The organism is Halobaculum magnesiiphilum, assembly GCF_019823105.1.
In the GTDB taxonomy this organism is placed as follows: Archaea; Halobacteriota; Halobacteria; order Halobacteriales; family Haloferacaceae; genus Halobaculum; species Halobaculum magnesiiphilum.
Genome location: NZ_CP081959.1, coordinates 152185 through 175845 on the forward strand (window position 1 = coordinate 152185; position 23661 = coordinate 175845).

The 23661-nt window shown below is 57.4% G+C and carries 19 protein-coding genes and 6 pseudogenes; 4 read left to right on the top strand and 21 right to left on the bottom strand.

Annotation, left to right across the window (positions count from 1 at the left end):
- Positions 1–140 precede the first annotated feature (140 nt).
- On the top strand, positions 141–788 hold the full coding sequence (locus K6T50_RS16030) for a helix-turn-helix domain-containing protein (RefSeq protein WP_222608971.1): 648 nt from the start codon (positions 141–143) through the stop codon (positions 786–788).
- A 63-nt stretch (positions 789–851) separates the two neighbouring features.
- Here K6T50_RS16030 and K6T50_RS16035 read toward each other — a convergent pair whose 3' ends face one another.
- The 7 genes from K6T50_RS16035 to K6T50_RS16065 form a co-directional block, all read right to left on the bottom strand.
- The gene (locus K6T50_RS16035; RefSeq protein ID WP_222609160.1) at positions 852–1541 is read right to left on the bottom strand and encodes an SOS response-associated peptidase; all 690 of its coding nucleotides are present in this window, start codon (positions 1539–1541) and stop codon (positions 852–854) included.
- A gap of 203 nt (positions 1542–1744) precedes the next feature.
- Positions 1745–2185 carry a toxin-antitoxin system TumE family protein gene (locus K6T50_RS16040; protein ID WP_222608972.1) on the bottom strand — a complete coding sequence of 147 codons (441 nt, stop codon included), beginning with the start codon at positions 2183–2185 and terminating at the stop codon, positions 1745–1747.
- A gap of 1 nt (position 2186) precedes the next feature.
- Positions 2187–2714 (bottom strand): DUF7342 family protein, encoded by a 528-nt coding sequence (locus K6T50_RS16045; RefSeq protein WP_222608973.1) that lies wholly within the window; start codon positions 2712–2714, stop codon positions 2187–2189.
- A 231-nt stretch (positions 2715–2945) separates the two neighbouring features.
- Positions 2946–4184, bottom strand: coding sequence for an RNA-guided endonuclease InsQ/TnpB family protein (locus tag K6T50_RS16050; RefSeq protein ID WP_222608974.1), 1239 nt, complete (start codon positions 4182–4184; stop codon positions 2946–2948).
- The gene (tnpA, locus tag K6T50_RS16055; RefSeq protein ID WP_222608975.1) at positions 4181–4570 is read right to left on the bottom strand and encodes an IS200/IS605 family transposase; all 390 of its coding nucleotides are present in this window, start codon (positions 4568–4570) and stop codon (positions 4181–4183) included. The genes K6T50_RS16050 and tnpA overlap by 4 nt, the downstream gene beginning before the upstream one ends.
- Positions 4571–4952: 382 nt before the next feature.
- Positions 4953–6347, bottom strand: a complete 1395-nt coding sequence (locus tag K6T50_RS16060; RefSeq protein WP_222608976.1) for a Cdc6/Cdc18 family protein — start codon at positions 6345–6347, stop codon at positions 4953–4955.
- Positions 6348–6974: 627 nt separating this feature from the next.
- Positions 6975–7301: a DUF6788 family protein gene (locus K6T50_RS16065; RefSeq protein ID WP_222608977.1), complete on the bottom strand. Its 327-nt coding sequence runs from the start codon at positions 7299–7301 to the stop codon at positions 6975–6977.
- A 136-nt stretch (positions 7302–7437) separates the two neighbouring features.
- Between K6T50_RS16065 and K6T50_RS16070 the strand changes: the two are divergent.
- Positions 7438–7870 (top strand): annotated as a pseudogene (locus K6T50_RS16070) (MarR family transcriptional regulator); the annotation flags it as partial.
- 139 nt (positions 7871–8009) lie between these two features.
- Here K6T50_RS16070 and gdhB read toward each other — a convergent pair.
- From gdhB to K6T50_RS16090, 5 genes and pseudogenes are all read right to left on the bottom strand, one after another.
- Positions 8010–9311: a glutamate dehydrogenase GdhB gene (gene gdhB, locus K6T50_RS16075; RefSeq protein ID WP_225935451.1), complete on the bottom strand. Its 1302-nt coding sequence runs from the start codon at positions 9309–9311 to the stop codon at positions 8010–8012.
- Positions 9312–9313: 2 nt separating this feature from the next.
- The gene (locus K6T50_RS16080) at positions 9314–9457 is read right to left on the bottom strand and encodes a rubrerythrin-like domain-containing protein (protein WP_222608979.1); all 144 of its coding nucleotides are present in this window, start codon (positions 9455–9457) and stop codon (positions 9314–9316) included.
- A gap of 113 nt (positions 9458–9570) precedes the next feature.
- Complete coding sequence (locus K6T50_RS16085; RefSeq protein ID WP_222608980.1) at positions 9571–12453, bottom strand: bacterio-opsin activator domain-containing protein; 2883 nt, start codon at positions 12451–12453, stop codon at positions 9571–9573.
- Positions 12454–12668: 215 nt separating this feature from the next.
- Positions 12669–12768 (bottom strand): annotated as a pseudogene (locus K6T50_RS19320) (IS6 family transposase); the annotation flags it as partial.
- Between the two features lie 56 nt (positions 12769–12824).
- On the bottom strand, positions 12825–13625 hold the full coding sequence (locus K6T50_RS16090; RefSeq protein WP_222608981.1) for a DUF8170 family protein: 801 nt from the start codon (positions 13623–13625) through the stop codon (positions 12825–12827).
- Positions 13626–13740: 115 nt separating this feature from the next.
- On the opposite strand from K6T50_RS16090, the gene K6T50_RS16095 reads away from it, so the two are divergent.
- On the top strand, positions 13741–14229 hold the full coding sequence (locus K6T50_RS16095) for a helix-turn-helix domain-containing protein (protein WP_222608982.1): 489 nt from the start codon (positions 13741–13743) through the stop codon (positions 14227–14229).
- 44 nt (positions 14230–14273) lie between these two features.
- Here the strand turns inward: K6T50_RS16095 and K6T50_RS16100 are convergent, their stop codons facing one another.
- Both K6T50_RS16100 and K6T50_RS18995 read right to left on the bottom strand, forming a co-directional pair.
- A complete protein-coding gene (locus K6T50_RS16100; protein ID WP_222608983.1) occupies positions 14274–17954 on the bottom strand; it encodes a hybrid sensor histidine kinase/response regulator in 3681 nt (1226 codons plus the stop codon).
- A gap of 103 nt (positions 17955–18057) precedes the next feature.
- Positions 18058–18357: pseudogene (locus K6T50_RS18995) on the bottom strand (biosurfactant protein 1); the annotation flags it as partial.
- A gap of 133 nt (positions 18358–18490) precedes the next feature.
- On the opposite strand from K6T50_RS18995, the pseudogene K6T50_RS16105 reads away from it, so the two are divergent.
- A pseudogene (locus K6T50_RS16105) lies at positions 18491–19042 on the top strand (DUF7342 family protein).
- A gap of 7 nt (positions 19043–19049) precedes the next feature.
- On the opposite strand, the pseudogene K6T50_RS19000 reads toward K6T50_RS16105, so the two are convergent.
- From K6T50_RS19000 to K6T50_RS16140, 7 genes and pseudogenes are all read right to left on the bottom strand, one after another.
- Positions 19050–19503, bottom strand: a pseudogene (locus K6T50_RS19000) (toxin-antitoxin system TumE family protein).
- Positions 19500–20012 carry a winged helix-turn-helix domain-containing protein gene (locus tag K6T50_RS16115; protein WP_222609161.1) on the bottom strand — a complete coding sequence of 171 codons (513 nt, stop codon included), beginning with the start codon at positions 20010–20012 and terminating at the stop codon, positions 19500–19502. The pseudogene K6T50_RS19000 and the gene K6T50_RS16115 overlap by 4 nt, the downstream one beginning before the upstream one ends.
- A gap of 359 nt (positions 20013–20371) precedes the next feature.
- Positions 20372–20509: a hypothetical protein gene (locus tag K6T50_RS16120; protein WP_222608985.1), complete on the bottom strand. Its 138-nt coding sequence runs from the start codon at positions 20507–20509 to the stop codon at positions 20372–20374.
- Between the two features lie 2 nt (positions 20510–20511).
- On the bottom strand, positions 20512–21057 hold the full coding sequence (locus tag K6T50_RS16125; RefSeq protein ID WP_222608986.1) for a type II toxin-antitoxin system death-on-curing family toxin: 546 nt from the start codon (positions 21055–21057) through the stop codon (positions 20512–20514).
- Positions 21058–21072: 15 nt separating this feature from the next.
- Positions 21073–22069: pseudogene (locus K6T50_RS16130) on the bottom strand (transcription initiation factor IIB).
- A gap of 95 nt (positions 22070–22164) precedes the next feature.
- Complete coding sequence (locus tag K6T50_RS16135) at positions 22165–22893, bottom strand: hypothetical protein (RefSeq protein ID WP_222608987.1); 729 nt, start codon at positions 22891–22893, stop codon at positions 22165–22167.
- Between the two features lie 56 nt (positions 22894–22949).
- Positions 22950–23408: a hypothetical protein gene (locus K6T50_RS16140; RefSeq protein ID WP_222608988.1), complete on the bottom strand. Its 459-nt coding sequence runs from the start codon at positions 23406–23408 to the stop codon at positions 22950–22952.
- Between the last annotated feature and the right edge of the window lie 253 nt (positions 23409–23661).

A 23661-nucleotide genomic window follows, 5' to 3' on the forward strand; every position in this document is an offset into this window, starting at 1 on the left:
GTCTAGTTCGTTTAGTTCGTTACACTCGTTACAAGTGTTCCGACAGGGCCACAGCCACCATCGAGACGTATAGATAGTTCGTGCTTCATAGTCAGTCAAGTGAGATTTTTAAGAGTTACCGGATTATTGGTAACCACCAGATGTATGAGGTGCTCGACGATACGGCGGCACAAACTATCCTCGCCATCGAGAGTGGAGACTCCATCCGTCGTGTTGCCCAAAACCTCCACACGCCCTACGAGACGGTGAGACAGGCCGTCAATCGGCTCGAAGACGCAGGCTACGTTACCTATGACAACGGTCTCAGTGTCGTCAACGAACACGTACGCGACGCAGCCCACGAGCTCGTTGCTGCCAGCGCCGGCGTCAGTCCACCCTCCATCGAGGAGGCATACGTCATCCCACAATTCGGCTACTGGCCATTCGCATTCACCCGGATCGACGCCGTCTACGTGTGGACCCAGGGCGGCTACCAAGTTGGGCGGAATCCGGATGACTATCCGCTGTTCCTCGCTGTTCGTGAGCAGGACATCGACGCTTGGGAGGCGTTCATTGAGTCCTTCGACCTCCCAACCGCAGTCGAGCGACAGCCCGGAGACGAACTGGACGGTCCGCTGCAGATCGTCCTCGAGCCACGCACATCACTCGATATCGAGCACGTCGAAGGGTACCCGGTGATCCCGAGAGCAGAGACAATCGAGTATATGCGTGAGAACTCTGCCCAGTTCCAGTCGGGGCTCGAGATGCTCGACCGAATGTACGAGGACCTCAAGCTCGACGTCACGTAATGAGAGTACTCGCTCATCGATTCGGCAGCTAAGTCGCCGATACAGTGACCGTGACGCCGTCACCTATCCAGAGTTGAACTCACCGAGGCCTGATTGCTCGTGGTCCAGCGGCTTGATGACCTGAGGATCGTCGTTGCCGGGGTTGTTGACCCGCGTCGAGATCTCGTAGGCGTCTAGATCCTCTTTCGGATATGGCTGGCACAGCTCCTTGCGTGTGTCCGGATCTGCGGTGAGCCAGTCGGACTCGACGTCTTGTGGGAGGACGACCGGCATCCGGTCATGGATTGAGTTCATCAGGTCGTTCGGTTCCGTTGTGAGAATCGTGACGCACGAAATCGTCTCGTTGTCGCCCTCCCAGACCTCCCAGAGCCCGGCCATCGCGAACGCGGGGTCGTCCTCCCGGTAAATCCGGTAGGGCTGTTTCGACCCGCCGTTCGGCGCTTTCCACTCGTAAAACCCCGACGAGAGAACCAGACAGGGGCGGGATTCCCACGCCTGTTCGAAGACGCGTTTCTCATCGGCAGTATCGGAGCGGGCGTTGATGATACCCTCCTCGGGCTGGTCCGCCCAGAACGGAATCAGCCCCCAGTGGTAGGCGTCTATCTCGTCGGAAGCCTCAGCCGTGATGATGTGTAGGTTGTCGCCAGGCGTGATATTGTATCGAGGTGAATACCCGCCGTCCGCGACAACCTGGGCATCGAAGCGAGCCTCGAGGTCGGCCTGGTCGATGAAGAGGGAGTTTCGACCACACATATCGAGGAGTTCGGAGGGAAGCATCATCAACGTAGTCGCGCAGGAATCTCGTCAGCGTCCACGTTCTTAACCAACAATCAGCCATCAATAATCGCGGAATGTTGGTTAACTAAGCAGCACCCCAATTCTGAAAACGAGATCGTTGTATTCGTTACGCGAAACGAACAAAACGAATTCACTGAACCGGTTGCGACGGTCGCCGATCACCACAGCGACTCAATGCGCTGCTCAATCGCCTCGAACGTTGTAGAATAGACATCGAGTGGGTGGAGCGAGAGAAGGTCAAGATTTGAGATTTCAGCCCCCGTTGGTGGTTCGTGAAAGTGGAGACGGGCGTTATGCGCGTTCGGGTGTCGATCCCAGCGACACTCCCAGAGGCTGTCGTCGTCTCGGTCTTCGAAATAATGGATCGAGAAATCACCAGTCGTGAACCACCGGACATCAACTCGAGCAGCGGCCACCACATCAGGATACCGTCCAGCGTCGAGCAGTGCTCGCAGCAACCGTGGTTCGTGCGAGTCTGGTTCGAACTTGGTCTCAGCAACGACTGGGTCCGACATCAACTGTCGCTCCAGAAGGCGCAGGATCTGTCGATCGGGCGGGCCAGTCGAGCCAGCCACCGAATCCTCGGGAGGTGGATTCATCTTACGCGGGGATCAGGTGGCCATCGTTCTGTGAGAGTTGCCGGGCGAGCTCGTACAGCCGGATATCTCGAACTACACCCTGCCACTCACTCACAGCGTTCATTCGGTCGTGGATCGTCTCGTGATCCCCACCATCGAACACGGAGACGGTAGCCGGATCAGTTGTCCCGAACTGTGACTCGTAGTCCGCCCGTCGCTCTTCGAGTGCTTCGACGCGGTCGATGATCTCGTCGATAGAAAGGTCAGCGGCGATCTGACTCGCCTCTTGCCATTCGAGATAGCCGTCGTTTCGGTCGTACTTAGCTGGACGACTCTCGCGATCGGCGCGAGCAATGCCCATCTCCGTGAGGCGATCAAGGTGCTTTTTCGCCGCGTTCGGAGAGCAATCGGCGAGCTCTGCGACCTCGGTGTATGCTGTCGGTGAGGTGAGCCCAAGCACCACGTCGTAGACGCGACCAAATGTGTCCGTCCCCTCCTGCCACCGAGGCTGCTCACGCGCTGAGTCAGGAGCTGGATCGAACTCGCTCATACTGGTACGCACGGACTCGCTATCAATATATCTTTGTGTGACTCATATATCTGTGAGCGCGATAGATGGGCGCTTCCCTGAAATTCGGAAGCGACACGCCACTGGTTATCGCTACTTCTGGGAATGGCGTCTATCAGACACCGGTGAACGCGATCTAAATTGACCTCCTCCCGCGCCTTCAGGCGCGGGAATCCCGCCACGGGATTTCAGGCCGAGTGCGGCCCTGTAGTTTCAAGACGCATACGTTCCAAGCGTCTCCTGCTGGGGTTCAGCATCAGCTTGGCTGTCTTGTGGGGCGGTCAAACGCCCCCCATCCTCAGCCGAGTCATCGTCGTTCTCGTGTTCTCTGGAACGACTCTCTCCGCTGAGGTAGCGATCCGCGATGTTCACCGCTCCGTTCACGTCCGCTTGGTACTCGCCTACCCAACACGCGTCGTTCGTACATTTGAACGTCGCCTGCTTCGGACGATACCCCACCTCACCGCACGCGTGGCACTCCTTCGACGTGTTGCGAGGGTTCACCGTCTCCACAAGGATGCCCTTCTCGGCGGCCTTGTACCGGATCTGTGCGTGGAGTTTCGCGAATCCCCAACCGTGGAGACGGCGATTCATGTACTCGCCGTAGTCCATCGACTCTCTGATGTACGTCAGGTCTTCCAGAACCAATACGGGGTTCTCGACGGACTCCGCGTACTCCACGACTTCGCGGGTGACGCGGTGGAATACGTCGTCGATCTGGTTCCACAGATCGTCACCGAACGAGTCAGCGAGCCGCTCGCTTCCGCGAGTTTGAAGTCGCCTCGTAGCGGTGAAGTAGGTCTTGCGAAGCCGACGAACGGTCTTCCCCTCCTCGGCCCACAGTTCGGGAGCGGTCGGAGAATCACAGTCGTCGCGGTGACACACCGTGACGAGCGACGCTTCTCCAATATCGACACCGATGGGCGTCCGGTCTTCGGCGGACGCCTCGGAACCAACTTCCACGTCACGGGTGGCGGTGACGTGGAGATACCACGCCCCGTCCCGCTCGAATAGCCGACTCTCGCCCATCTCCGCGTTGCCAGCGTTCAGCGCCTCCAACCAGTCCCGCTGCTCAGGATTTGGTTGTGCTGGCATCCAGAGGTGGTAGTCTTCGTGGTGCGGGATTTTGACGTACCACTCGATTGCGTTCCCGGGCTTGTGGTCGAGGCGTAGCCCTTCGTTGGTGAAGCGAACGGGGTGGTCGTCGTGAAGTTCGCCCGCGTTGTACGTCGTCGTGAGTTGCGGGACGTACTTCTTGAGCGCGTTCTTCGCGTACCCGCTCAGGTCGTAGTCAACCACTACGTCGTTCGCTTCGGTCTGCGTGGTACAGCGGGCGTCGAAGGCGTCGTGAAGCGCCTGCTGGTACGCCTTTCGCGTCTCTCGGAGTTTCCTCCGCTTGTGAGCGTTCGGCTCTACCAGTTTCAGCTCCAGCGTCTTCGTGAGTTCGGTCACGAATCTCCCTCCTCGTGTTGCTGGATGTAGTTCGTGATCGTCTCGCTGGAGACGTGGCCAGCTGTTCCTGCGTAGTAGCCTCTCGCCCACTTGATCTTCTCGCCGTCGTGGTCGGCGTGGCGATGGTTGTACTTCCGCGAACTGATGCCTTTGAACCAGTTGGCGAGAAGCGAGGGGGCGTGTTTCGGCGGGCTACTGACGACCAGGTGGATGTGGTCGGGTTGTACGGTCAGGTCGAGAACTTCGAGACCCTTGTCGTCGGCTATCTCGTGAAGGATGGTTCGCACACGGTCTGCGACCTCGTTGACGAGTACCGAGTTCCGGTACTTCGGCAACCACACTATGTGGTAGTTGAGGTTGTAGGTCGCGTGCCGTGTGGTCTTCATCCGTATCACACACTATGCTTCTGTTGTGTGTTAAAACTACTGTAGCAGGTGGGAAATCCGGCTGTAGTGTCGCCGGTGGATGTGTACGCTATTGTCCGCTTGATCCCCGCCTGAAGACGGGGGTATGCGCTCGTAACTCTATCAGGGAAAGGAAGCCAGGCAGCGATCGACCCAGTTGTATATCGAGGACATCACCTCCTCTGTTGGACCCATCCCCCTACTGTTCAGGTGTCTCAATAGTGTGGCAAAACCAAAACAACTCTAGTTTTGGATTTCATTTGAACATCGGTGTCCTCAGTGGTCCCAGCGGAGGGATCCAATCTTCTTGTGAGACCCCACATCGACGAGATTTCATTTGAACAGTGGTGTGTCTGACGCGTGGCTACCGCGACAACCGCTGTAGAACAGCCTGGCGCATCTCAGCATCAAATCGAAGCTCGCGGAGCCGGGATTCAGCCCCGACCGACCGGAGGATGAGGGAGGGATCGTCAAGGAGTTCGAGCCAGAGTGCATTCCCACTCGCGTAGCCGTCACCAGTTCGTTCCATCGAGAGGAGTTTCATGGTGTCGTACTCACGCAACAGGTCAGTGACGTATCGTTGTGTGTGTGCCTCTGCATCGATATCGTTCGCGAAGAGTTTGTAGACAGAGTGGACCTCGCCGGCTTTGAACTCGGTCACGTTGTCGTTCGTCACCTCGCTAAGCGCAGCAAGTGCCGTGAGCGCGATCTGGACCTGCGTCGGTGTGCCATCGATAAGATCCTGGATCCGAGAGACATCCGTATCATCGTTGGCGGCCCGGACGTGGTTCTCGGTTACTTGATCAGCACCGGTATCTCGAGCTATCTCGCCGGCTAGCCGCAGGAAGTCGATCGCTCGGCGGGCGTCGCCGTGGTCCTGAGCCGAGAACGCAGACGCGAGCGGGATCACGTCATCAGTGAGCACATCGTCGTGGAATGCATCACGTCGTTTCTCGAGGATATCACGAAGTTGGTTCGCGTCGTAGGACGGGAAGACCTCTTCCTCGGGGGCGAACGACGACTCGACGCGCGTATCAAGCCGATCGCCGTATTTGAGGTCATTCGAGATTCCGAAGATCGTCAATCCGGCATCGATGTTTTCCATTTCGCCTGCTCGCGAAAGTTCATACAACAGTTGGGAGTCATCGGCGTCCTGGTGGCGTGTGGCCGACCCCATCTCCTCTTGTGGTGAAAGTCGGTCGAGCTCGTCGAGGATAATGATAATGGCGTCGTACAGTTCGTCGACGATTCGCCACAGCCGATCATAGTAATCGCCGGTTGCGATCCCCTTCAGCGGGATCGAGATGTCGGTTGCCTGCGGATCGTTGAGCTGGTTCGCGATATCGATCACGGCTTGCGTCTCCGAGCGGCGCTGGCGGCAGTCAACAACCGCGCGGCCGACACGGACGTCGTTGTCAGCTGCCCGTCCCTGGACCTCGCGACTCACGTAGCGCGTGACGAGTGTTTTCCCGGAGCCGCTTTTCCCGAGGACAATGGTACCTTTCCCGGAGTTCCCCTGCTGGGCCGGCTTCATCCGTTGAGCGATCGCCTCGATTTGTCGGTTGCGGCCGACGATCTTCCCGGCATCGGGGATATGCTCGATCCGAAGGATCGACTCATCACGGAATATCGGGTCCTCCTCGTCGAGCACCGATAGCGGATCATCCCGTTCGGGCCGCTGTTGTGGCGTAGCAACGCCGTGCTCGTCGGCGTAGTCACCGAGGGTGTTGAACTCGCCCTCGGAGACGCTGTCCGTCATGAGACCGGTGTTCAAATGAAATCGACTTAGCTCTTGCCCTTACCACGAAGAGTCCCGTTAAACCAGTGGATGCTGTCGCTCAGTGGTTCGGGGATGTGACCACACCGACGTTCAAATGATACGGCCATTATACACCACTGTTCAAATGTAATCAGTCGACAAGCGTCCCGAGATGGCTCGTTGGGGTGAATTGCACGGTCCGCTGTGGCTGGTGTCTTGGGAGGACACACACACACCACTGTTCAAATGATATGGGTCGAATGGGTGGCGGGTAGTGTTTCGGTCGGGTCAGGGACGGTACTCGATGGTTTACGGAGTATCCGATAGAGCAGGACGGGTACTCACTCAGCGGTGACGACTCGCGTATATTATATAACTAGGTGAACCAGTAAAGTAGTAGTAAGTGAATAGTCGTTTCAGATGCTCTAGCGTCTTTCCTATAGAGTGTTGTTGTTATATTAACACTACTTTATATTCTAGGCGTGATTCACCGGCTATTCGGGGTCCTCCAGATGAGATTTCATTTGAACAGTGGTGTGTCTCCCCAGTATCGACCTCACCTTGGGAGGATCTTTCGGACAAGAATACTGGAAACGGTGGGGTGGGTGCCTCCCCACTCGGGTCGAGCTACTCGTCCGGGTGTACCGGTCCTTTGTACTTCGACGTCACTGAATCCCCATCCCGCCACTGCCAGTAGTAGTAGCGGTTGTCGTTGATTTCCTTGATCGTGATCGTTGCCTTCGCCGGCACGTCGTCAGGGAGGTCATCGCGGCGCTCCTCCACGTCCGCCACGTCCACCTCCTCCTCCTCGGGACGAGCTTCCCGCTCCATGTGTTCGGCCAACGCCTCGGCGTAGCTGGCAGCGTCCCGAAGATGCTCCGGTGTGGCTTTGTTGAGGGCGTCAACGATCTCCGTCGGAAGATTCGCCGGTGGGGTCGGGAGTTTGTCGGACATCGACTCCTCCGTGTTAACCAACATGGCCCGCGAATCCATAGTATTGTTGGTTAAGACGATGGAGGCAGCTCCCGCGCCGCGGACTGTAACACTACTCGAAACTTCTTCATATACAAATTTCGTACTTTGTTACACCCTGCTCCGGCCCATCGAACTCGAGGTCCTCGCCACGGTCGTCCGCGGCAACACGATCTCTGTACTCGCGACGAAGCTCGACCACAGCGAGAGTTGCCTCTCTCGTGCCGTCGCCGACCTCGTTGAGAAGGGGCTCGTCTACACGGAACGCGACGGCCGGCGAAAACGAGTCGTTACGTCGGATGCTCGCGCCGTCGAACGCTACCAGGACCTCGTTCGCCAGCACTCCGACATCCACTTCCCCAAGCTGCTGACCGGCAAGGCACTCGAGGTGCTGTACTACCTCGACCAGCCGCGACCTGTTTTCCGAGATCGCCGACCGGAGCGACAACTACCGTAACACGGTCAACCGCGTCCTCAAGCGGTTTCGCGACCGTGAGCTCGTGGGGACCGTCGACGGCCGCTATGAGTTCAACACCGACATCGATCACGTATGAGCGAAACCGACACTGGTGCGGCCGATGCAAGGCCGTTCGCGGAACAGCAGCGGCTGTTCAAGCTGCTGTCCCAGGATACGCGCCGGACCACGGTCTCGCAACCGCGACGTGATCCGGTTCGGGGTGGGACATCTGACTACGGCCACAACCCACGTGCTTCATGCGCCTCAGCGATGCGGGACAGCGCCACGATGTAGGCTGCATCACGCCACGTAACGTCGCGTTGCTCGAACTCCGATCGAACCGCATCCCAAGCGGCCTGCATCTCCGCCTCGAGTTCATCGTTCACCCGTTCGAGTGACCACGCTCGCCGATTGATGTCCTGCAGCCACTCGAAGTAGCTCACGGTGACACCGCCTGCGTTGGCGAGAATATCGGGAATCACGGCGACATCCCGGTCGGCGAGCATCGAATCAGCCGTGGACGTTGTCGGGCCGTTAGCACCCTCGACGACGAGATCGGCGGCGATCGCTTCCGCGTTCTCTTTGGTAATCACGTTCCCCAGGGCGGCCGGAATAAGGACGTCGACGTCGAGGGTGAGAAGCTCCTCGTTCGAAATCACGGTGTCGGCGTATGTGGTGACGGCTTCCGGCTCTTCGTCGTGGGACGGAACTGATGCCGTATCGATTCCATCTGGTTCGTACATCGCTCCATTCACGTCGCTGATCGCGACGATGGTCGCGCCCCACTCATCGAGGAGTCGGGCCGCATTCGCCCCGACGCTCCCGTACCCCTGAATTGCCACGGTGGTATCCTCGAGCTGGCAGTCGTAGTACTCGCAGACCAACTGCGAGATGATCGCAACGCTCCGTCCAGGAGCTTCTTCACGGCCTTCACTGCCGCCGACCACTGGCGGTTTTCCGGTGACGACGCCCGGTGTCGTTTCGCCTTCCTGCATCGAGTACGCGTCCATCAACCACGCCATCGTCTTCGGATCCGTCCCCATATCCGGGGCGGGGATATCTTGGTTGGGCCCGATAACGCCGCGAATCTCTTGTGTAAACCGACGGGTGAGCCGCTCCTTCTCTTCCGGACTCAGCTCCTTCGGGTTGACGGCGACACCACCCTTGGCTCCGCCGAACGGGAGGTCCATGACGGCACACTTCCAGGTCATCCACATGCCGAGGCCGACACACTCGTCTCTGGTCACGTCCGGGTGGTATCGCAACCCGCCCTTGTATGGCCCTCTGACGCTGTCGTGCTGCGCGCGGTAGCCTGTGAACACTTCGACCGTGCCGTCATCCCGTTCGATGGGGATCGTCACCTCGTGGACCTTTTTGGGATATTTGAGCCGTTCGACGATGTTCTGGTCGATATCGAGATAGCTGGCAGCATGGTAGAGCTGGCGGCGTGCGGTTTCGAGCGCCGATTCGGGTTCGGTCGAATCAGCTGCCTTGTCGTCTGAATCGTCGTGGGTGCTATCAGGTTTCGATGCCATGGTCATTCGAGTGGCATACGACGGTTTCGCATCGGGCCGCTACAGTCGGGGCACTGGCCAGGGCTATCCTCCGCGATGATGATATTGCCACACTCGAAGCACTCGTAGGGGGTTTCTTCGTCTGATCCAGAGTCGACATCTTTCATTGTGAGTTCACGAGTGTCGCCAGGTGGAGTGGCGCACTCTAGACAGGTGTAATAAGTGTATAAGGGAGTAATCGGCTGTTGATTACCAAACAACGCTTCAATCAAGGTGTTTGTTATTGAACTTTCACCGTGGAGGCCGCCACCGGGTGATTGTTTTCTTCGAAAAGTGCAGCAAACAGTTTCCGTTGGACCGTCCGGGCGTGTTGATAGAACGCGGGTGGGGAGATGCCGAGTGTCTCCGCTACGTCTTCGCCCGTGCTCTCACGGGGCGACTCGAAGAACCCACTGTAGTACGCCGTCTGGATCACCTCCAGTTGCCGCTCGGTTACTGAATCGAGGAACTTCGAGTAGAGATTGTGTTCAGCGGTCTGATCGAGCGTCTGCTTGGCGCGCAGCTCGACGCCAGCGAACGTCTCACGGACGAGCTGTGTGATTGTTCGGACGTCGATGCTGTCCGGGATATCGATGACGAGCGTCGTCGTGGTCGGATCAGCGGTCGCTTCGCGGAAGACGGCACCGTGATCAGCCATCTCCAAGGCCAGGAACGGTTGTGTGAGCCGGAGCCGGAGAACGCCCCCTTCCCCATCCGCACTGATCTGCTGCACGTCGTCGACACCGACCAGCTGCGAGGCGGCGTCTACCACATCAGTTACCGCCCGGTCTTCGACGGTCACGAACACGTAGCTGCCTTCCGTGGACTGCTGGACGCCCCCCTGATACGAGAGGGTGCACTCCGCGTCCTGTGCCAGTCGTGAGAGGACAAACTTCGGGTCGTCGATGGTAAATTCGACACGTGTCATCGACGTCGTGAGCAACGCATTCTTCCGTTCAATCGCACTGAGGGCGGACGCGATGGTTTCGCCGAGTTCCCCCAGGACAGCCATCGCTGTCTCGTCGAACGCATCCTGGGTCGGTGCGTACACTGTCAACACACCATGGGTAAGGTCGTTGTATACGAGCGGGATGCTCAACACGGACAGGTAGTCACGAGAGATGGCGTCTTTCCGCCACGCCTCATCACGGAGACCAGCAGCGACGTTCGTCACCATCGTCACATCGCCAGTGGCTGCGGTTTGTCCGGCTGGTTCTGCACCCGACTTCTGGACGGTGAACAATTGACTATCCAAGTACCCCTGTTCGGTCCCGGCCCAGGCACGAGGCTCCAGGGTGTCAGTCGTCGGGTCAATCGTCCCGATCCAAGCGAATCGGAACCGGTCGTCGGCAGTCAACAGCTCACAGACCGTGTGATCGATTTCCTCGCGCGTCTCCGCCTGGACGAGGGCTTGATCGATTTCTCGAATCGTCTCATTGATGCGATTCAGGGCGGTTAGTTGCTCGTTTTGTGCCTGGAGTGTTCGGTCTTGCTCGCGGAGTCGTGATTCCCGTGTGACGCGGTCGAGGGCTGCCTCGGCGGTTGCTGCGAGCAGGTCGGCCAATTCTCGCGTCACCTCGTCGAACGCTTCGACCTGGTTCGAGCCCGCGATAAACACACCGTGATTGCCGAGTGGGATGTAGGCCGCACTTCGGAGATCAGTTGCTGGATTTTCGAGCCGGTCTGCGTCGTGAACGTCGTCGAAGAACAGAGCCTCGTCTTCGACGAAACTGTAGCTCGGGAGCGTTTCCCCGTCGGCGTGCACGGTCGGGAGTGGCCCGTTCAGCTCGGTCATCGTCGCTGAGTGGGCTGCGGGCCGAAGGTTGTTCGCCTCACCGTCGAAGAGATAGACGGCACTCGCATCGATATCGAGCACACCAGGGGTGTCGTCGACGACGTGCTGGGCGATTTCCTGGTGGGTCTCGGCGTAGAGGAAATCGCGGGCCGTCTCGTGGAGCGTGGCGAGGGCTTCCTCGCGTTGTTTGCGTTTCGTGATATCACGACAGCTGAAGAGAAGGGTCCCGTCTTGAATTGAGACTTCGCGGACGTTGACGAGGAGCGTGTGCTTGCGCCCGGCTTTATCGGTCGCCGTCGTCTCGATGTTCTTGAGCACGCCGTCTTCTGCGAGCTCCTCCCGGTCGAAGAGGTCGTCGCCGAGAAGGTCGTCGATCGTCCCGAGGTCACGGATCTCATCGACTGTGTAGCCGAAGATGAAGTGGACGTTGGGACAGACGTAGGTGTACTCGCCGGCTTCGTCTGTGATGAGCACGGTATCGGTCATGTTGTTGAGCGTGACCCGGTGCAGTTCTTCGGACTCTCTGAGATTCCGCTCGAGTTCGACGCGCTCGGTGATATCGACGCCTTCGACAACGATCGAGACGAGATCGCCGCGCTCGTTTTCGACGGGGCGCACGGAGAGGTCGATAACGCGCGGGTCATCGACGTCTGGCGGCTGTGGGACGACCGCGTTGCCGAACGTCCCGTCTTGTGCTTTCTCCACGAGTTGGTGGACATCCGTGTTCGTTGTATCGGCCTGTGACCACCACGGAAGCGTCCAGAACGGTTCGCCGACGAGCGTATCGATGGCTTCATCCACCATCTTTCGTGCTGTCTCATTCACACGGGCAAGCGCACCATCCGGGTCGAGCACCCACGTCGCGGTTCGCGAATCGTTGAAGATCGCGTCGAACTGTCTGGCCCGGTCCCGTTGCGTGGCCGACCGCTGTGCGGCCCGGATTGCACGCTCGGTTCGTTCGATGAGTTCGTCGGTCATCTGTGCTGGCGGCTCTGTGAGCGCGATGTAATCTGTGACGCCGGCTTTGATAGCCTCGCTAGCGATGGCCTCGCTCCCGGCAGTAGTCCCGAGGAGGACTGGGAGCACAGACGTTTCCTCACGTATCTCTCGGAGGAGTTGGAGGCCGGCCGTCTCATCGAGGGTGTATCCGCAAATGAGGCAGTCCGTGGGACGCGTTCGGATGGTGTCGATGGCCTCTGGCTTGGTTCGAACGTGTTGTACGCTGGCATCAGTCCGCCTCTCGAGCGTCGTAGCGAATTGCGAGAGCCAGTCGTCTGTCCCGACGAGCAACACCGTCGACGAGTCCAGAACGGATGGTGAAGAGGCCATTATTCGAACACCGAGCGACAGCAATACTTCCTCTCGGTGCTGATTCGAGTCCGCCCACAGCCCCGGTGCCGGCTCGGATCGGAATGTAAGGCCATTGCTAGTTAACTATCTAACCGCCCAGAATAATAGACATTTGTTGTTTAACTCCTAGGATTAGATAGAGTCGCAGTGTTGAGATAAGCTGGTTTCATCCAAAGGCGAACGATTGAGCCTATTTATACGCTGTTTGCGTCGGTGTGACTGAAACAGTTTGAGAAATGGTTGGTTCGGCGTTTTAGTTCTCGAAAGACACATTTCGATGCTGTTCCGATTACCCGAGAGTAAATTACCGAGCCGACTCATTCTGATGACTGTGTAGCCGAACGAATAGTTCACCGTTCCCCGCTCTCTTCCCACTCTGGACGTGGTGTCGGGGACGGGAGTTCGTCAACGACAGTTCGGAGTTCGTCCTCTGTCGTCCACTTGAAGCACCGATCGTGGAGTTCGAATTTACGGAACTTGTTGAGATGGACCCAACTGTACGTTGCCGGATCTTCGCCCTCATCTGCCCGGTCGTCGATCACATCCCAAACCTCCTGTTCGCCGATGTCGAGTCCGCTCTCTTTGGCGCGATCAACGAGCGACTCGACTTTTGATTGGACTTCATCCGCCGGCAACTCGTCTGCGAACGCCATCTCGAGAGCGGCCTGAATGACGTGCTGTTTCGAATCAAGGTTCTCGTCAGTCACCCACGCGTAATCACGCGGGAACACGTACGACTTGTCGAAATACGGCGGGTCATCGATCTCGCCCAATTCAGGAGCTTCCCCACCACTCTCCTTCTCGAAGACGCCGACAATGTAGTCGCTGTATGTCGCGAGCAACGAAAACATGATATCAAACGTATTGAGCCGGTCAGTCGGGAGTTCGAGGAGATCTCCCATGATGAACGGATAGGCACCGAGCTGCTTCGTGAGTTCGTTTTGGACGGCGCGAAGCCGGCGGATATAGGGGTCGCGATAGCTCCCCAGGATGAAATACGACGTCCGCTGACTCCAGAGATACGGCAATTCGCGCTGTGTAAATCGCCAGATCTCCCGTTTCTCAGCTGGTTCAAGTTCGATGCCCCCGACGGCCTCGTGAATAACGGTCATAATCTCCCCAGCGTCCGGCGGAGGGCTTGGGTCGGTCATTTGCTGCTGATTCAAACTACACCACCTTATCGCTTCTGTACCACTTTGGTTTTTTCTAATTTCACCAACTTGGATGAACCTAACTGTTATAGCGCCATACCTCGTACCATCACGTATGAGCGAAACCGACACTGGCGCGGCCGATGCAGGGCCGTTCGCGGAACAGCAGCGGCTGTTCAAGCTGCTGTCCCAGGACACGCGCCATCTCATCATCCAGGAGCTGCTGGGCCACCCCACCCATCTGATGTCGCTCGCCGAACTCGAGTATATGACTGGGAAGAGCCAGGCGGCCATCAAAGACCAGCTGGAGACGCTGATCGATGCAGGGCTCCTTGCACGCTACACGTACGAACCAAGCGAGGGAACACGTGATCTCCCCTCCCAGTTCTACGGATTCACAGAGCGAGGCGTCGAGGTCCTCCACGACTACAAGTATCTCCGTGGCCTCCCGGTTGCACGGGCCTTCTACGAAAACACGCGGAAGACCGAGAAAATCGAGCGCCACGAATCGGCGCCCCGTCCGGAGCTTCCCGAAGCTGTCGCGGAAGCCCTCGAGTTCGACGAGCCCGATCTCGACGCCGTCGATAGTGGCACAACCCGATAGACCTCATCTCTCTGAGCCTAAGGTCGTCTCCGATAACAGGGCAATCATTCGGCAGTGAACTCAACGCCCGTAATCTCAAAGCGCGTACCCCCGTCCGAGCTTCTAGTAACGCCAATGCTCCAATTATGAGCCTTAACGACCTGTTGCACAATACTCAGTCCGAACCCGGAACCCTCAACATTTGTTGAATACCCCACCTCAAACACGGTCTCAACGTCATCTTCTGAAATTCCTGGTCCAGTATCCTCGATGTAGAAGCCGTCCGTCAGTTCGCCGACTGTTACGGCCACAGCACTGCCACCGTGTTCGACCGCGTTTCGAATGAGATTCTCAAATAGTTGTTTGAGTCGAGGCTCATCAGCCACTATCGTCCGTTCACTTTCGAGGGTAAGCGAGGCCTCGGCCGTTTCAACATTTTCCCAACACTCTGCAACTACGGCTGCGATATTCACTGGTTCCCTTTCAGTAACGTCCTCTCCTTCACGGGCCAGCGTGAGGAGATCCACGATGAGAGTTTCCATCCGGCCGTGCGCTCGCTCAATAGTCTCTAGATGTGGGCTCTCACAGTCCTCACGCGCTAGTTCCAGATGCCCCGAAGCGACGTTCAACGGATTCCGGAGATCGTGGGATACGATACTAGTGAACTCCTCCAGACGCTCGTTAGCCCGCTTTACCTCTTCCCGCTCCGTGATGTCCATGTACATCGCCATCGTACCAACGACATCACCGGATTCGTCTTTTCGCGGGACTGACCGCAACACTGTCTCCACGACTTCCCCCTCAGCAGTCACCAACTCACAGGGCTCTCTGGTGAATTCACCCTTCAAGGACCGTTCGTATCCCTCACCGTCAATCAGCGCTTCCCGAGAGTCTGGCGTGTAGAACTCCGGGAGTTCCGTTCCAATGACTGCCGCCGGTTCGTATCCGAGCGTGTCTGCAAACTGGTTGTTGCAGTCCGCGATAACTGGTCGACCGTTCTCCGTTCGGGTGACGACCGCCATCACGGGAGCTTCCTCAAATAGCGTCTGATACTGCTCTTCAAGCCGGGTTGTCAGCTCTTTTAGCTCCTCAGTTTTCTGCTCAAGTTCCCGTTGGTACTGCTTGGCCTCATTAACATCGAGGTGGATCCCGACAGCACGGATCGGGTCCCCGCCATCATCTCGCTCGACAATCTTGCCGAGATCCCGTATCCACTTCCACTCACCTTCAGCAGTTTGCATTCGGTGTTCGGTGTCGTAGAAATCCGTTTGCTGGTCGATATGCGCGTCAAGTGCAGCTTCGACATCGTCGATATCATCTGGATGAACGCGTGTCTCCCACGTTCGGAGGTGTTGGTCGAGTTCGTCGAGGGAGTAGCCGAGCATCTCGGCCCACTGTTCGTTGAACTCTACTTCGTCGGTCGTCATGTCCCAATCCCACACGCCGAGGTTCGCTCCTTCGACTGCAAATTCGAGACGTTCTTTGAGCGCCTCGATTTCTTGCATTTGCTGCTTTCGCTCGGTGATGTCGCGGCTGTTGACGACGAATCCCTCGATGGCAGGGTTGGCCAACTGATTGTTGCCGGCGGATTCGAACCAGCGCCACGACCCATCCTTGTGCTTGAATCGGTATTCGACAGTCCGTGAAATCTCAGGATCGGCGATCGATTCACTGAACGATTTCATCACATCGTTGCGGTCATCTGGATGGACGTATTCGAACGCGATCTCACCAAGCAACTCCTCGGCCTCGTATCCGGTGATGCGCTCGCCCGATGGACTTTGGTACTGGTAGGTTCCGTCCGGATCGAGAACGGAGATGATGTCCGTCGAGTGTTCGATAAACGCCTGAAACCGCTCCTCCTGCCGTTTGCGATCGGTAATATCCCGCATCATAATGACCGCGGCGCCCGTTTCTCCATCTGCAACGAGTGGCGAGAATTGATATTCGAACGTCACCTGTTCGCCATCAAAATTGAGCGTCAATTCCAACCGTTCGGGGGAGCCAGCGGGCCCCTCGCGTTCGAACGTGCGTTCGAGTGCCTGTTCGAATCGGCAAGGATCATCCGCTTCGACAATGTACTCCTCAGCGAGGCGCATCACCGCCTGCCCTTCGAGGGTATCGAGCGGGGCATCGATGTACTCTATAACCGACTCGTTTACGAACTCGACAATCCACTCATCATTGACGACGAACGCGACATCGTCAATGGTTTCAACAATTTTCTCGTACTGCTCTAGCCGTTTCTCGCGCTCCTTGTACTCAGTAACCTGGCGGAAGTAAATCGAGACTCCGCCATCACGATTGGGGTATACGTTGACATCGAACCACTCCTCGAGACCGGTGTAGTACTTCGTGAACGAGACCGGCTCGTGTGTCTCCTTCGCCCGCCGGTATTCGTCCTCGAACTGTGTGCCTCGTGCATCTGCGAACACGTCCCAGAAGTGCCGGTCGAGAAGGTTTGATTCGTCCAGCCCTGCAAGGTCCTCTGTTCGTCCGTTCACCAGGGTGATCCGCCACTCTGCATCGACTTCGATGACGGCATCGTTCGTGCGGTCGATGATCTGTTGGCGTTTCTGCTCGTGATCTTTCTGCTCGGTGATGTCACGGTCGGAGATAAGCAGAGAGACGACCTCGCCGTCGTCGTTTCTCACAGGCCGGAACACACCGCTGACGACGAGTGGCTCGTCAACCGATGTGGAGAGATCAATTTCAAACTCGACGTACTCGCCAGCAGCCGCCTTGTCGATCCATTCTCGGATTTCCTGTTGGACCGATTCGTCACCGGAAAACCACGGTGTTTTCCAGAACGGCTTGCCCGTGATCTCTTCTACGTCTGCTTCGATGTACCTCATAGCGGTCTCGTTGATGTCGAGGACAGTTCCATCGGTATCGAGCATCCCTACGAGAATATTCGGATCATTGAAAACCGCCTGATACCGGCGCTCTTTCTCGCGAAGTTCCTGTTGGCGAGCTTTTCGCTGAGTGATGTCACGAACGCTTACGATGATCCCCCCGATGACCGTGTCTTCGAGGCGATTCCGGCCTCGTACCTCGACCCACCGCCACGATCCGTCAGCGTGGCGCACGCGATACTCGACTGTATGGTCCTGATCTGGGTGTTCTAGCAAGTCGGCAAACGCATCCGAGGCTGTCGACAGATCCGCTGGATGGACGTGTTCGAACGCATCGGTGCCCTCTAACTCCTTGGGCTGGTAGCCCAATACTCGCTCGACAGCTGGCGAGATATAGTCCACCTGCGCGTGTTCGTCAACTACTATTACGTAATCGGATGCGCGTTCGAGGATTGTCCCGAAGTACGCTCGCGTTCGCGAGACTTCCTCTACGGCACGGATTTGGGCAACGGCATTTGTGATGCGGTTCGCCAATATCGTGTACTGATCCGTGCCGCTCTCCTTCTGGAGATAATCAGTTACCCCCGCAGAAATGGCATCACTGGCGACTTCCTCTGATCCCTTGCCCGTATAGAGAATAAATGGGAGGTCTGGATACTCCTCTCGGACGGTCTCGAGGAACTCGATGCCGTTCTGACCGGGCATATCGTAGTCAGAGACGATACAGTCGATACTATCGGTGGAAAGGATTTGTTGACCCTCGTCGGCGGAGGTCGCTGTTCGAACCGTGATTCGGTCATTCTCCCGTTCTAGGAAGGTCGCAACCATGTCGCTGAGGCTAGGCTCATCATCGACATGGAGGACATGGACCCTATCACCTGTTCCACTCATACATATGCAAACCCGAATGCACCTAACGTAAAGTAGATGTGTGGGTGCGGTGCCCCTGAGCGACAATTCTGCGTCGGATCCGTGCCCCGTATTCAGCAGGATCGATAAGAAATATGATACCTCCTCTGCTCCTCGATGCTGACTCGTTCATGCTAATGGCGTCACTACCGAGACGATTGGTGAAACAGAACTGGCATTTCGTCGGGCCGTCTGTGACTGACGCCCCACAGGACCGGCACTCGCCGTCGGTGGCTGTTGGCGCATCGAGGTAGCCACCAGCGCTCGTCGCGACGCGTTGCCGACGAGGGTCACCCTCACAGTCGTCGTCCAGCATCGTGTCCGGAATGTGGGACGCCTCGCCGGTCGGCCGCAGTTCTGCAAAGTCAGCATATCGGTTGTGCATCGGTCAGTTCGTAGGTTCTGTCGGTATTGCATTTCAAGTCCGGACGCCTTCGCTCGCAACTCACTCTAGATTATGCGAGAGAGTACAAACATATGCGAGTTCAGCGCCAACACTGTCGTAAGAGGTGCCACACATGTCCGAATCCTCGCGAGATGGGATCCAGTCGTGGACTGAGTCGATGAGCGCCCGCGACCGTATTCGGGCGATCGTCGAGATGCTTCGCGAACCGCGGTCGGTCAACTGGATCAGCGAGCAGGCCGACGCCGCCTGGAGCACGACCAACGAGGAGCTCCAGGATCTCGTCGACCATTGGCAGCTGCGCCGCGTCGAGGCTGGCGAGACAACGCGCTATCTGCCGGACTACACGCGCCTGCTCTTCGAGGAGATCCGCATGCTCATCGAGGAAAACACCCGCGAGGAGCTACGGAGCGAATTGGCCGCGATCACTGAGAAGATCGAGGAGTAGCAGGCGACCTACGACGTCGAGATGTGGGAAGAACTCGAACAGTCGCTCGCTGACGGTGACCTCGCGAGTGACGAACTAAACGAACGCCGTGACGTGATTACGCGCTGGGAGGAGAATCTGGAAGACCGTCGCCTCATCAAGCACGCGTTGGCGCTCTACCCAGATGTCGAAGCCGCTCGCGATCAGTTGATCGACGTGGCTGACAGCGCGAACCGCTAATCCCGTCTCACGGCGTGTTTGAGGTGCTATTTAGCTGCTCAATATCGTCGTTATCGTACACAGCCCGCCCCATCGCATGAACTGCACGCGTCACGAGTGAGACCTCGGTCACACCGATACAGGACGGTTCGGCGTCCGTCGTCACGGCCTCAGGCGGGGGATGGAAATGAACCTCGGGTGTATGGGTGTTCGGGTGGCGGTCGAAGCGCCAATTGACGTCGTCGCTATCGACGTAGTGGAACGAATACATCCCGAGTTCGATCCACTGGATATCGAGCCAGGCGCTGTCGGCGTCGTCGACTCCATCGCTGAGACTGATCTGTAATTCCGTGGGAGCGACGACGTCGTCGTATGCCGTGGCGTCGACGAGCGGCTCGAGTTCGAGCCACAGCTCACGAATCCGCTGGAGCGCTGGAAGATAGATCCGCCCCTAACTCGCCGGCACGGTCGTCACCGTTCATACGGTGAGCTGGTGGCTGGCCTCGTCGTAGGCGAGTGCCGCTTGCGCGACGGCGAGATTCTGCCGCGTCGTGCGCCATGCGCTGAGGTCGTCCCAGCCCTCCGTCTCGTCGGCGTCGAGTTGATGGGCGAGTTCTTCGGGAGATACGACGTCGTAACGGTCCTCATAGCGCCGAATCTCGGCCTTCATGTCTTGAATACTGTCGAGCAACTCCGGCCGATCGACTTCCTCACGCAGCTCGCGGATCCGGGACATCAACACCCGGTCGCTGTTGCGCTTGTACAGCGTCGTTTGGCCGTCCTGTTCCGTCTCAGCGAACCCGGTGTTCACGACCGCCTTGCAGTGGCGACGCGCCGTCGGCTCGCTCACGAGGGCGCGGTCGGCGATCTCGGCGGCCGACAGCCCCTCATGGGTCTGTTCGACGATTTCGTATACCCGCTCGAACGGTGTAGTGTCGTCTTTCCAGTCTGTTTTGACTTGCTCGTTGACGTCGTCCCACGTCTCGGTCATACTGGATGCTACGCAGCCGAGGAACAGATAGTTTCCTGAGAAAACTATCTGACGGCAGCGCTTGTAGATGAGCGTCGGCCGGCGACCTGTTCCTCCAACGTATCTCGGTGTGCCCGAACGGTCGCCTTCGAGGTGTTGGCCACGTCCGCGGGTTCGGATTGCGTCAACCATCCCCCCTCCTCGCGACCGGCCTGTAAACCGCCTCGAGGTCAATACCCGAAGTTTCTCTCGCGTTTGGACTTGGGCCTCCGGGGGCTGTACCCACTGTACTCTGAGATATTTGTTGAGGTGGGTTCTGGGAGGGACCAAACGGTAGTACGGAAGAACGAGCGAACGTTGGGAGACTGCCGTCTTCCGTCTTATTCGGTGGCGAGTTCGTCGTAGATCTCCTGGTGCTCGTCGAGATCCTGGCGGCCAAGGAACCGGATGAGGTACTGCCGTGCCTCCTTGGGGGACATCTCGTCGGGGATCTCGGGCTGCTCACTTTCAGCGGCCATTCTCATTCCTCACTATGGGGGTCGTGGCCATAATCGTTCGGTTCGTGTGACTCATCATCAACTGTGTCGTGCTCCGTTGGCAGTTGGTCTGTGCCGTCAATACGTGACAGCCAGAGGTTGATGGTCGCCTCGTACTCCGGAGCGAGCGGCTCTGTATGCTCTCGTAGATATTCGATCACGTCGTCGTCATCGACACCAGCCTCATCCGTGGCGAGTGACTTCAGAATCTCTTTGATAGTCCGGTCATAGTTGAAGCGTAGACCATTCAAGGCGTAGAAAATTCGAGTCGACATGAGCGCCGTTCGCTTGTTCCCATCGACGAACGGATGATTCGCCGCAATGAGCCGCAGCAGTTGGAAGGCTTTCTCGTGAAGCGACTCGGGCACCTGACCGAAATGACCTTCCTGAATATGTTCTACGGTATATTCAATATCACCTGGTGAAGAGATGCCCGCCGCTGTGTCCGCATTTGATTCCACGATCAATTCGTGGATGTCACAGATATCAGTAGCCGACAAATAGCTGATTGACTCCGATTCCTCGCCCATCGTCAATATACTCTGTTACGACGCATATCTAACCTCTGCTTTGTGCAGTTGTCTCTCGTTTCTGTGTCGTGGTAGTGCTCTTGGTGTCCATCTATGCTCATCGCCCAGCTGTTGTAGTGTATCTCGATGGGTCCGAATTGTTGTTGAGATGTTCGCGGCTCCTGCAACCTCGGATTGCGTAAACCATCGCCCCTCTTCGCGGCCGGCCTTGTAGAGGAAGGCCGCGGCGATCCGGCCGGATGGACGCCCGTCGTCATGCCGCGGTCTTCGGCATGCTCTGCGAGGGTTCGAGCACGCTGTCGGATCTCGTCCGGACACTCGAGGTCAGAAGTGAGGCGCGGCACGAACATGCTGGGGGTAACGGGCTCGGCAGGAAGCCCCAGCTCTTCGATCAGCGGTTCATACGCGTTCGTGACTCCGAGACGCGGGCTATCTCGCTCACGTTGTCCACTAACCGCGAGAGGCCGTTGCACCGGCAGGCCCCGTAGACGCTGGCCGCGGCGATGGCCTCGATGGACCTGCCACGAAGCAGATCCTCGTTCTGGGCGCTCCGGAAGAGCTGACACGCCTGGTCGCGGACCGAATCTGAGAGTTCGAGCGCACTCGCCAACCGCCGCACTTCACCCAATCCGTAGGCGAGATTCCGTTCCGCTTTCGACCGCCAGCGCCCACGGGTCTGCTCACGGCGCATCCGCGCGAGTCGCCGTCGCTTCTGCCCCGAGAGTTCGTTCCCCTTCGCGTCGGTACCGCGACCGATCTCCGTCGACAGGCCGCGATCGTGGCGGGCCGCAGTGAGTGGAGCACCCGTTCGCTCGCGCTTCTCGTCGTCGTACGCCCGCCACTCCGGCCCGTGATCGATACGCTGTTCGTCGATGACCAGGCCACAGTCCTCGCAGACCGTTTCGACCGCGTTCGTGGTGACTCGACCGTCGCACTCGGGACACTGGTTCGCACTCGATTCCGTTCGGACGTCTTCGTCGAAGCCAGTTTCGTAGATGTCTCTAGTTGCCATCGTTCTCACCGTGTTTCGGGAACCCGCCAGTTCGGCGCGCCCCTCACCCATTCAGGGGTAAATAGACTCTCCGGAGTAGCGCGTTCCTGTTCCAATTAATTCTCGATGTCGGCCGTAGAGGATAGCCAGAACGTATCATAGTCGACATTCATATGCGCCGCATTCGAGGCGACGCCCTGAACATGGTTCTCGCCGGTAATCAGAACAACCTCTGAACAATCGTGCTTCTCGCAGGCTGAGACAATATTCTCAAACATTCGTTGGTCCCTGATTGGTCGACGAACATCGCCGAGTCTCGTTCCTATCGTCGTCGCGAAGGCAACCGATCCTAAGGCCGCAATCATCCAGGGAATCGAACCGCTCAATGCCAGTGTCACCGAGATTAGGAGAAAAATGACTGCAAGCCAGCTTATCAACGTCAAGTGCCGAGGGACCAACTTGGCCCGTTCTATTAGAGAGACGTCTACCGCCTCCCATTCAACTCCGTGTTTATCAGAAAGCTGTTTGGCAGCCTGAAGACATTGGGTACGTCCACCACTCTTCAACGTGAGCTGATTGGCTTTCCCTGAAGCCACCATCTTCGTAGCGAAAGCTAAATTGCCGACGATAAATGCGGCCAACCGAAGCATCCCGAAAATCACTGCTAACGGGTTCTTCACTACGGTCCACGCAGAATACTTCATCTTCAATGGGTCTCCTTCTGGTGATTCATGGAAAATTCGGTCGACATCTCCACCGACTTTCTCATCAACTAATGACGGAACACGACGATCGGGATGGCGTACTCCTAAAATCAATAGGTGGTTCGGTTTTTCAGCACTCATTTCACGTTCATATTGTGATGTCTGGTTGACGGGTTTTACAAGTGATAGGAGTCAATCTATGGGCTACACTCTGGACTAAGACTGAAGATATCGAAATCGAAGCTGGAAGACTCGAGTTCCTCTTCATCCAGTGCTTCAACTCGCTCCACTTCTTCTTCGCTCAGGAATTCATACTCCTCACCGATTTCACGGGTAATCCGCTTAATCACAGCTAAAACCTCTGAGATACCCGATCGAGTCAGTGTGAGAAGCTCCTTGAGCAACACTACGTAAGCCTTCAAACCTAGCGTCCGAGCAACGAACCCGAGCAAGTATTTTCGCGCCATACCCACAAGGAAAGACGCTACACGACCTGTGACGCCAAACGCTGTTGCAAGAAGGTCAGCGATTAAGATTCCGAGACTCAACAACATATTCTCAATCTCATTTACTGCTTCTTCTGGATCTGCCTCGGTTACCGCACATGCATCATCAACTAATTGACTGAGACTACTGACTACAGGAAGAAGTGACATACTCCATCGTGTCCAGCTCGTTGTTCGGGTTGTCAATTGATACGCCAACGAAGCATCGTACCCTAACTGATCCTCGACGAGGCCTAAGACGATTTTGAGACCAGAGAGAACTTGAGCTGCTTCGGCTCTGTTGAAACCCTCTTGCAGTCTTGCGGTTTGCTGAAAAGCCAGTTTCGTAGCGGATCCGTCTGATCCGGTCGGAAGAGCCGGTCTTCCCAATGTCAATTCTGAAGGATTTCAACAGAGCCGACTT

Bases quoted from the DNA above. Each gene is read 5' to 3' on its own strand.
- K6T50_RS16030 (WP_222608971.1), top strand. From the start codon at position 141: ATGTATGAGGTGCTCGACGATACGGCGGCACAAACTATCCTCGCCATC.
- K6T50_RS16035 (WP_222609160.1), bottom strand. From the start codon at position 1,541: ATGTGTGGTCGAAACTCCCTCTTCATCGACCAGGCCGACCTCGAGGCT.
- K6T50_RS16040 (WP_222608972.1), bottom strand. From the start codon at position 2,185: ATGAATCCACCTCCCGAGGATTCGGTGGCTGGCTCGACTGGCCCGCCC.
- K6T50_RS16045 (WP_222608973.1), bottom strand. From the start codon at position 2,714: ATGAGCGAGTTCGATCCAGCTCCTGACTCAGCGCGTGAGCAGCCTCGG.
- tnpA (WP_222608975.1), bottom strand. From the start codon at position 4,570: ATGAAGACCACACGGCACGCGACCTACAACCTCAACTACCACATAGTG.
- K6T50_RS16060 (WP_222608976.1), bottom strand. From the start codon at position 6,347: ATGACGGACAGCGTCTCCGAGGGCGAGTTCAACACCCTCGGTGACTAC.
- K6T50_RS16065 (WP_222608977.1), bottom strand. From the start codon at position 7,301: ATGTCCGACAAACTCCCGACCCCACCGGCGAATCTTCCGACGGAGATC.
- gdhB (WP_225935451.1), bottom strand. From the start codon at position 9,311: ATGGCATCGAAACCTGATAGCACCCACGACGATTCAGACGACAAGGCA.
- K6T50_RS16080 (WP_222608979.1), bottom strand. From the start codon at position 9,457: ATGAAAGATGTCGACTCTGGATCAGACGAAGAAACCCCCTACGAGTGC.
- K6T50_RS16085 (WP_222608980.1), bottom strand. From the start codon at position 12,453: ATGGCCTCTTCACCATCCGTTCTGGACTCGTCGACGGTGTTGCTCGTC.
- K6T50_RS16090 (WP_222608981.1), bottom strand. From the start codon at position 13,625: ATGACCGACCCAAGCCCTCCGCCGGACGCTGGGGAGATTATGACCGTT.
- K6T50_RS16095 (WP_222608982.1), top strand. From the start codon at position 13,741: ATGAGCGAAACCGACACTGGCGCGGCCGATGCAGGGCCGTTCGCGGAA.
- K6T50_RS16100 (WP_222608983.1), bottom strand. From the start codon at position 17,954: ATGAGTGGAACAGGTGATAGGGTCCATGTCCTCCATGTCGATGATGAG.
- K6T50_RS16115 (WP_222609161.1), bottom strand. From the start codon at position 20,012: ATGACCGAGACGTGGGACGACGTCAACGAGCAAGTCAAAACAGACTGG.
- K6T50_RS16120 (WP_222608985.1), bottom strand. From the start codon at position 20,509: ATGGCCGCTGAAAGTGAGCAGCCCGAGATCCCCGACGAGATGTCCCCC.
- K6T50_RS16125 (WP_222608986.1), bottom strand. From the start codon at position 21,057: ATGGGCGAGGAATCGGAGTCAATCAGCTATTTGTCGGCTACTGATATC.
- K6T50_RS16135 (WP_222608987.1), bottom strand. From the start codon at position 22,893: ATGAGTGCTGAAAAACCGAACCACCTATTGATTTTAGGAGTACGCCAT.
- K6T50_RS16140 (WP_222608988.1), bottom strand. From the start codon at position 23,408: ATGTCACTTCTTCCTGTAGTCAGTAGTCTCAGTCAATTAGTTGATGAT.